This is a genomic window from Planctomycetota bacterium (genome assembly GCA_035574235.1).
Taxonomy (GTDB): Bacteria; Planctomycetota; MHYJ01; order MHYJ01; family JACPRB01; genus DATLZA01.
Window position 1 is genome coordinate 1 of record DATLZA010000098.1, and the last position, 7,988, is coordinate 7,988.

General features: G+C 67.3%; 9 protein-coding genes. 7 read left to right on the forward strand and 2 right to left on the reverse strand.

Going from position 1 to position 7,988, the window contains the following annotated elements:
- Nucleotides 1-763, reverse strand: a 763-nt coding sequence (locus VNO22_08240) for a hypothetical protein (GenBank protein HXG61348.1), incomplete at its 3' end; no start/stop codon positions are given.
- Between the two features lie 289 nt (nucleotides 764-1,052).
- Here VNO22_08240 and VNO22_08245 point away from each other — a divergent pair.
- The 6 genes from VNO22_08245 (at nucleotide 1,053) to VNO22_08270 (ending at nucleotide 5,905) form a co-directional block, all read left to right on the forward strand.
- On the forward strand, nucleotides 1,053-1,328 hold the full coding sequence (locus VNO22_08245) for a hypothetical protein (protein HXG61349.1): 276 nt from the start codon (nucleotides 1,053-1,055) through the stop codon (nucleotides 1,326-1,328).
- A gap of 86 nt (nucleotides 1,329-1,414) precedes the next feature.
- Nucleotides 1,415-2,011, forward strand: a complete 597-nt coding sequence (locus VNO22_08250) for a molybdenum cofactor guanylyltransferase (GenBank protein HXG61350.1) — start codon at nucleotides 1,415-1,417, stop codon at nucleotides 2,009-2,011.
- 62 nt (nucleotides 2,012-2,073) lie between these two features.
- Nucleotides 2,074-3,063 (forward strand): polyprenyl synthetase family protein, encoded by a 990-nt coding sequence (locus VNO22_08255; protein ID HXG61351.1) that lies wholly within the window; start codon nucleotides 2,074-2,076, stop codon nucleotides 3,061-3,063.
- Nucleotides 3,064-3,116: 53 nt separating this feature from the next.
- Nucleotides 3,117-3,437 carry a hypothetical protein gene (locus tag VNO22_08260; protein ID HXG61352.1) on the forward strand — a complete coding sequence of 107 codons (321 nt, stop codon included), beginning with the start codon at nucleotides 3,117-3,119 and terminating at the stop codon, nucleotides 3,435-3,437.
- An 8-nt stretch (nucleotides 3,438-3,445) separates the two neighbouring features.
- A complete protein-coding gene (locus tag VNO22_08265) occupies nucleotides 3,446-4,327 on the forward strand; it encodes an HDOD domain-containing protein (GenBank protein ID HXG61353.1) in 882 nt (293 codons plus the stop codon).
- Between the two features lie 3 nt (nucleotides 4,328-4,330).
- A complete protein-coding gene (locus VNO22_08270; protein ID HXG61354.1) occupies nucleotides 4,331-5,905 on the forward strand; it encodes an ATP-binding protein in 1,575 nt (524 codons plus the stop codon).
- A 12-nt stretch (nucleotides 5,906-5,917) separates the two neighbouring features.
- Here VNO22_08270 and VNO22_08275 read toward each other — a convergent pair whose 3' ends face one another.
- A complete protein-coding gene (locus VNO22_08275) occupies nucleotides 5,918-7,498 on the reverse strand; it encodes a PQQ-binding-like beta-propeller repeat protein (protein ID HXG61355.1) in 1,581 nt (526 codons plus the stop codon).
- 121 nt (nucleotides 7,499-7,619) lie between these two features.
- Between VNO22_08275 and VNO22_08280 the strand changes: the two genes are divergently transcribed.
- Nucleotides 7,620-7,988 (forward strand): FHA domain-containing protein (locus tag VNO22_08280; protein ID HXG61356.1); only part of this gene is annotated, 369 nt, incomplete at its 3' end.

A 7,988-nucleotide genomic window follows, 5' to 3' on the forward strand; every position in this document is an offset into this window, starting at 1 on the left:
CCCGCTCACGGTCGAGATCCTCCCGGAGCGAGGCGACCTCTTGAAGCGCCTGATCCCGCTCCTCGGACGCGCGCGCGAGCTCGTCGCGAAGGCGCCCCGCTTCCTCCGCCCGCGCGGCGTTCTTCGAGGCCTCGTCCCGGAGCCGCGCGACCTCTTCCGAAAGCGAGGCGGCCTCGGCGCGGACGGACTCGAGCGCTTCCTGGAGCGCGGAAACTTCCGATCCCGCGGCGCTCCGTTCCTCGAGTTCCCGGGTCAGGCGTTTGATCTCCGTCTGCGCGCGGTCCAGCTCCTCGACGAGCCGATCGTGCTCCTCGCGCAGCCAGGCGTTCTCCTCGCGCAGCTGCGCGAGCTCTTCCTGCTGACCCTTGTGCCGTTCGACGATGTCCTTGAGCTGGGTCTGGAAGGAAGCTTCGCTCTGTTCCTCGAGCTGCCGGCGCAGCCGGAGCTCCTCCTGAAGTTTTTCGACCTGCTGCATGAGCTCGTTCTTGCCCGCCTCGAGCATATTGGCGCGGGTCATGAATTCGTTGCGCTCGGCCATGAGGCGGTCGAGCTGTTTGCGGGATTCGGCGACGAGCTGGGCGCGCTCCTCCTCGGTCTGAAGCGCCACCGCCTGGTCCACGGCGTTGCGGATGAGCTCCAGGATCGTGCGCTCGTCGAGCACCCGGACGTTGCGGATGCCCATATTGGCGAGGTTCGAGATCGTGGTGTGCTGGGAGCCCTGCTCGATGACCCGGCGGATGTCCAGTTTCGACTCGTCGACCATCGACCGCTCCTTCCCCGAGGGGCGAGAAGTTCATTGTACGACGCTCCCCCGGCGGGCGCAACGAACTTGCGGCGTCGGACCTTGGGCCGGAGAAACCTTCGCGCCGGGATGTCTTAGATAAGAGCGGAGGCGAAGGCTTGAAAGAAATCAAGTCAAACCTATAATACGCCTCCCGATGGGCCCGCGTCTCTCCGTGGTGGAGAGCGGCCGGCGTCCGGGGGGCCCTTCACCGGACGGCGGTTTCTGGCGAGGGGCCCGGTGTGGAGAAGGGCTTCAGGGGAGGGTTTTTATGGTGGATCGCAGACACGTTCTGGCGAGCCTCGGCGTGCTCGTGGCGGTGGCGCTCGTGGCCGGCCCGGCCTTCGCGCTGGCGGCCGAAGAGAAAGTGACGGGCAAAGTGACCGCCTACGAGGCCGGCAAGTCCGTGACGGTGGAATCCGGCGGGGCCCAGAAGGCGTTCTCGATCACCGAGGAGACCAAGATCGAGGGCGACCTCGCCGTCGGCAAGACCGTCGAGGTGACGGCCAAGGACGGCGTGGCCACCAAGATCGTGGTGAAGAAGTAACCTAGCCACGCGTTTTTGCGCGGCGGCCGGTCGGACGCCCCGACCGGCCGCTGTTTTTTTTCCGCAGGGGCGTTATGCTGGGACCCATGCCCTTCCCCGTGACCGCCGGGATCCTCGCGGGAGGCGCCGGGTCGCGCCTGGGTCGCAACAAGGCGCTTTACCCCTACCGCGGCCGCCCGCTGCTGGCCCGCCAGATCGAGATCCTGAAACCCCTCTTCGAACGCGTCCTCGTGGCGGCCCGGGATCCCTCCCCCTACGCCCCGTTCGGGGTCGAAACGACGGCGGACGTCCTGCCCGTGCGCTCGGCCCTTTCCGGAATTCACGCCGTCCTTTCCGCGGCGCGAACGGACTACGTTTTCGTCGCGGCCTGCGACCTTCCCTTTCTCAACCCCCGGCTCATCGAGGAGATCGTCTCCGCGCGGGAAGGCTGGGACGCGGTCGTTCCGGAATCGGATGCGGGGCTGGAGCCGCTGCACGCGGTGTACGGTCGGGCGTGCCTGCGGGCGATCGAGGCCGCCGTCGCGCGCGGCGAGTGGAAGGCCACGGCTTTTCTCGCGGGGGTTCGCGCGCGGATCCGCCGCGTGCGCGACGCCGAATGGGCCGTTGACGGACGCTCGCCCTTTTTCAACCTCAACACGCCCGCCGACGCCGCCGCGATCGAGGAGCGGTCCCGAGAATTTTGATTGCGCGACCCGTGGGAGCGTGCTAGACTTCCCCGCCGACGCGAGACGGCAGGAGGGTATTCTTGGGTCAGTCGGCGACCGCGCTCAAGGGCATTTACGGACCCATCCAGGCGGAAATCGAGCGCGTAGAGGAAGTCCTCCGGCGGGAACTCGCCCACGAAAACCCCTTCGTCGCCCGCCTTCTGGAGCACGCCACGCGGTTCCACGGGAAGCGCGTCCGCCCCGCGGTGCTTCTTCATTCCGCCCACATTCTGGGCCACGTGACCGATCTCCACATCGCCCTCGGGGCCGTTGTGGAGCTCCTGCACAACGCCACGCTCGTGCACGACGACGTCCTGGACGAAGCGCTGCTCCGGCGCCAGGTGCGCACGCTCAACAGCGTCTGGGGCAACGAGGCCTCGATCCTCTTCGGAGACTACCTCTTCGCCAAGGCCTACACGCTCTGCGCCAAGCTCCATAACCGCGAGGCGAATCTCATTCTGGCCCGGACGGTCGAGGAAATGTGCGTGGGGGAGCTGTCCCAGATCGGCACGAAGTTCAACTTCGATCTTTCGGAGGAGCAGTACGTCCAGGTCATCTACTACAAGACCGGATCGCTCTTCGCCACGGCCTGCCGTCTGGGCGGCGTGGGCAGCGGCGCCGATCCCGCGGCCGTGGAAGCCCTCGCGCGGTACGGAAAGGCCTTCGGCATCGCCTTCCAGATCGTGGACGACTGCCTGGATCTGACCGGCGACGAAGCGGAGATGGGCAAGTCCCTCGGGACCGACCTCGAAAAGGGCAAGCTCACGCTGCCGGTGATCAAGCTCCTGAGCGAGCTTCCGCCGCCGGAGCGCCGCGAGCTTCAGAACCTCCTGGCCTCTCCGAACGGGGTCGCGGAGAAGAAGTCGGTGGTCCTGGGCATGATCCGGGAGCGGGACATCCTGAGCTATTCGCTGCGGCGCGCCGCCGAGTTCGTGGAGGAGGCCAAGGCCAGCCTCCGCGCGGTGCGCGACTCGGTCTACGCGGAGAGTCTCCACAGTCTGGCGGACTTCGTTCTCGAGCGCCGCTCGTAACCCGCCTCCCCCACCGGGCCCGATCCTGTGCTATCATCCCCCGGGGACGTTCCATGAAACTCGTCAGGACGGAAGAAGCGCGTCCCGGCCAGCGGGCGGCGCGCGACGTCGTGGACCTGCGCGGCAACGTGCTGTTCCCCGCCGGCACGGTTCTAACCCCCGAGATCCTGGTCCAGTGCCGCGACCGTCACGTGGCCCACCTCTTCGTCGACGAAGACGGCGCCGGAGCGCCGACGCGGGCCGCCGACCTCGAGGCCCGCCGGGAGGCCCTCTCCCGGGAGATCGACGCGACCTTCGCCGGAACAGAGTCGGACCCCGTCATGGCGGCGTTGCGGGAGGCGGCCCGCCGGTACCTCCTGGCGAGGATCCGGTAGCACAGCCCATGGAACCCTCTTCTTCCCTCCAGGTGCAGGAGCGGGTCCGCAAGCTCGTGGACCGGATCCAGGGACTGCCGACCTTGCCGTCCATGCTTCACAACATCAACCAGATGATCCTGAACCCGCGCACCTCGGCCAAGGAGGTCGCTCAGGTGATCTCGAGCGATCCCTCCCTGACCTCCAAGGTCCTGCGGGTCGTCAATTCCTCGTTCTACGGTTTCCCCAACCGCATCACCACGATCACCCACGCGATCGTGATCCTGGGGTTCAACACGATCAAGTCGATCGTCCTGTCTTCCACGATCTTCGACGTCTTCCGGCGCGCGGCCCGGCCGGGGGACGCCTTCGACCGCGCGGAGTTCTGGAAGCACTCGATCGGGTGCGGGGCCGCCGCCAAGGTTCTCGGCCGCCGGCTTCAGTATCCCATGCTGGAGGAGCTCTTCATCGCGGGACTCCTTCATGACGTGGGCAAGATCGTCCTCGATCAGTTTCTGCCGGACATGTTCGACGAGGTGCTCCGCTGTGTCCGGCAGAAGAACCTCCTGATCGTGGACGCGGAGGCGCAGGTCCTGGGCGCCACGCACGCGGACGTGGGCGCCTGGCTCTTCGAGCGCTGGAACCTGTCGCGGGGACTGGTGGAGACGACGCGATGCCATCACAACCCCGCGCTGGCTTCGGAAAATCCCCGCTTCTCCGAGATCATTCACCTGGCCGACATCCTCGTTCGCGCCCTCCGATTCGGCAACGGAGGCGATGCGCGCATCCCGCGCGTCCATGAGGGGGCCTGGAAGTCCCTGGGCCTGCGGGTCGAGGATCTGGACGGCCTCCTGGAGGAGACCGGGGCCGAGATCGAGAAGGCCGTCGTCTTCCTCGACTTCATCAAGTGATCCATGGCGTCCGACGGGCCCAAGACGGACTCGGGCACCTACCGGGCGATGACGCCCTCCCCGGAGACGCTGGCCCTCCAGGAGACGGTCACCCGCATGTTCCTGGCCCAGGAGCCCGCCGAGGTCGCCCGGATCCTGGCCGAGGCGGGGAGCACGCGGCTCGGCGCGCGGGAGGCCGCCGTCTTCCTCTACGCCGGCGACCCGCCGGCCCTCGTCGGAGGCTCCCCCGCCCTCCTGCCGGACCCGGCGGTGGCCGACTACGTCCTGTCCGAGGGAAAGCCGGCCACGGTTCCCCACGCGGAAGGCCGCTTCATCACCGCCTTCCCCCTGCGGGCGCGGCAGGAGCGGGTGGGGCTCCTCGTCGTGGACGTCACCGGAAGGGCCGAGGAAGTGGCGGCCATGAACCTGGATCCCGTCTCGTTCCTGGCGGATCAGGCCGCCGCGATCCTGGCGAACCTCCGCCTGGTGACCCGCTCCATCGGGGAGTCGACCCTCCTTTCCAACATCCTCGACTCCATCACGAACGCCATCGTCACCCTCGACAACGAACGCCGCATCACGCGGCTCAACCGCAACGCCATGGCGATGCTTGAAATCGCCGCCGACGCGATCGGCCGCCCGTACCCCGAAGTCCTCGTGCCCGAGGTCGGCCGCGCCGTAGACGAGATCCTGCGCGACCTCGGACAGATGGGTTTCGCGATGGAGCGCATGGTCACGGCGCGTCTGCCTCAAGGGCTGGAGCTTCCCATGGCCGTCTCCGGCTCCATTCTTCGCGACGAACGCTTCGTGCCCCTGGGCTGGATCATCGTTCTGAGGGACATGACCGCCTCGCGGGAGCTGGAGCGCCTGCGCAAGCTCGACCAGATGAAAAGCGAGTTCGTCGCCAACGTCTCGCACGAGCTGAAGACCCCCCTCACCTCGATCAAGGCCTACACGGAAGCGCTCCTCGACATGGCCCAGGATCCTCAGATGAAGGATTTCCTCAAGGTCATCGACGAGGAATCCGATCGCCTGCTCTTCCTCATCAACGACCTCCTGAACGTCTCGCGCATCCAGTCCGGGCGGATGAAGATGCACTTCGAACTCGTGCGGCCCCGGACGATCGTGGACGAGGTCCTTCATATTTCCAAGGTCCAGTCCGACCGGCACCAGCTTGTCCTGGAGATCGCCGAGGAGTTGCCGGAGATGCTGCTGGACAAGGAGAAGATGAAGGAAGTCATGGTCAACCTCATCTCCAACGCGATCAAGTACTCGCCGCGGGGCGGTCGCGTGTGGGTCCGGATGCGGGCGGAGGAAACGAACCTTCGCGTCGAGGTGCAGGACGAAGGCATCGGCATCCCCCCCGAGCACCAGAAAAATCTCTTTCAGGCTTTTTACCGCGTGGATTCCTCCCACACGGCCCAGATTCCCGGAACCGGTCTGGGCCTGGTGATCGTGAAGGCGATCGTGGAGCACCACGGCGGCCGGGTGTGGCTGGAAAGCGAAGTCGGCCGGGGGACCACGTTTTTCGTCCTCATCCCCGTCCGCCGCGAGATCCGCCGGGGCGAACCCGGATCGGAACTGGGTTCGATGGCCTGACCGCCGCGGCGATCAGTAGGTGGACATGGCCTGGGGATACTCGAGCCCCGTGATCCGGGGCACGGTCTTTCGGGGATCCGCCGGATCCGCTTCGAGCACGCGGTTCTGTCCCTGCTCGAGAATCAGGGTGTTGCCGTCGTCGAGGCGCAGCGCCTGGACGGGGCGGGAAAGGTTTCCCAGCGTCCATACGGCCTTTCCGTCGCGGTCGATCTCGAGCACCTGGCCGCGCCGGTGGTCCACGACGAGGGTATTGCCGTTCTCCAGGCGCTGCGCCCGCCAGGCGAAGACGCCGGGGACCCGCATCTGCCAGCGCACCCGCCCGTCCCGGTCCACTTCGAAAAGCTGAAAGTTGGCGCAGATGAGCGTGGTCCCATGGTCCAGCCGCTGCACCGACATGGGCGAATTCACCGCGTGCTGCCACACGACGGCGCGCGTCCGGGCGTCGTACTCCGCCACGCGCCCGCCCGCGTGTTCGGCCACGAGGGTGTTTCCGTTTTCCAGCCGCACGGCGTCATAAGGGTACATGCAGCCGTCCAGGCGCCAGACGACCTCGCCGCCCTGGCGGCCCGAAGGCTTCACCTCGATCACCTGGTTGTGGTTCGTGTTGGCGATCAACACGTTTCCGTTGTCGAGCTTCCGGGCGGACCAGGCGTACTGCACGTTCTCCGTGTAGGACCAGACTTCCCGTCCCTGCCGATCGAACTCGCGAACCCCGTTCTGATCGCACACGAGCACGTGGCCGACGGTCATGCGGGCCTGCGGAACGAACGCGATCGTCAGAACGAGCTTCTTGGGAACTTCGGCCCGGCCGAAAAGCGGGCAGAAGACGCGGATCGACGCCGGGGTCGCGCCTTCGAGGACGCCCACGAAACGGTCTCCGTTTCTCAGCAGAACGCGGGCGAACCATCCCGGGGGAGGCTCGGAGGGCGCCCCCGGGCGGAAAAGGAAGATTTCGCGCACCGTACCCCGTTCCCAGGAGCGTTCCTCGCCGGAAGGCGGCACGAACCGGACGGCGTTCGCGTCGATCCCCCGGAGCGTGCCGTAGGCGACCTCGCCTTTGACCTCTTCCGGCCCCCCCGCTTTTTCCGCGATGAGGATGTCGCGCGGTTCCTCGCGAACCTCGGGGGGCGCGCCCCGAAGCGGAGACAGCGACAGGGACCGGATGTCCTCGCGCGCCAGGGTCAGGCGTCCGAACGACGCCTCCAGGACGAGGCGGCGGCCGTCGAAGGATTCCACCCTTCCGCTCAAGCGCGCCCCATGAAGAAGCCGCACCTGCTCCGCCTGAGGGTCGGGGCGAACCGGCCCACCGGACCCGAAGAGGAGGTGCGTCGCCTCTTCGAGAGGCAGCCGGCGCTCCCGGCCGGCCTGGCCCTCCCGGAACACCGCGACGCCGGCGGCCTGCACATCCACGAGCCGGCCTCGAAGTTCGGTGCGGTCCACCAGGAACAGGCGCTCCACGTCCTCCGGAAGTTGCTCCGTTGCATGCCTCTCGGACTGCGGAGGACCCGGGGGACGCGTGGGGGGCGTGGGAACGGGCGGGAGCGGTTCCTGGGCGGCGGCCAGAAGAAGCGCCAAGGCTGTTCCGATTCTCATGGGCCGCCTCGATGATACCCTCAACCCGAGGCATGGCGGGAGCGAATTCCGCCTCAATCCTTTGACCCGTCCGCGATCCGCCCCTAAAATCGGTGAGGTTTTCGGGAGCGGATCACCCGCTATGGCTCGACTCATCGTCAGCGACGGGACCCAGCAGCGGACCGTGGAACTCACCGATGCGGTGACCTCCATCGGCCGGTCGAGCGAGAACAAGATCGCTCTCGACGACAAGCAGTGTTCGCGACGCCATTGCCAGGTCGAGCGGACGGACCAGGGCTACAAACTCGTCGATCTCGAAAGCCGCAACGGCACGCGCGTCAACGACCGCCAGGTCAATCAGGCGCTCCTGCGCCCGGGAGACCGGATCCAGGTGGGCCGGCATGTCCTGACGTTCGAGGATCCCGATTTCCGGGATCCGGCGCCCTCGCCGGCGGCGCCGGCGGTGGCCCCCGCTCCCGCGCCGCCGGTCGCTTCCGCGCCGGCGGCTTCG

Bases quoted from the DNA above. Each gene is read 5' to 3' on its own strand.
- VNO22_08245 (HXG61349.1), top strand. From the start codon at position 1,053: ATGGTGGATCGCAGACACGTTCTGGCGAGCCTCGGCGTGCTCGTGGCG.
- VNO22_08250 (HXG61350.1), top strand. From the start codon at position 1,415: ATGCCCTTCCCCGTGACCGCCGGGATCCTCGCGGGAGGCGCCGGGTCG.
- VNO22_08260 (HXG61352.1), top strand. From the start codon at position 3,117: ATGAAACTCGTCAGGACGGAAGAAGCGCGTCCCGGCCAGCGGGCGGCG.
- VNO22_08265 (HXG61353.1), top strand. From the start codon at position 3,446: ATGGAACCCTCTTCTTCCCTCCAGGTGCAGGAGCGGGTCCGCAAGCTC.
- VNO22_08270 (HXG61354.1), top strand. From the start codon at position 4,331: ATGGCGTCCGACGGGCCCAAGACGGACTCGGGCACCTACCGGGCGATG.
- VNO22_08275 (HXG61355.1), bottom strand. From the start codon at position 7,498: ATGAGAATCGGAACAGCCTTGGCGCTTCTTCTGGCCGCCGCCCAGGAA.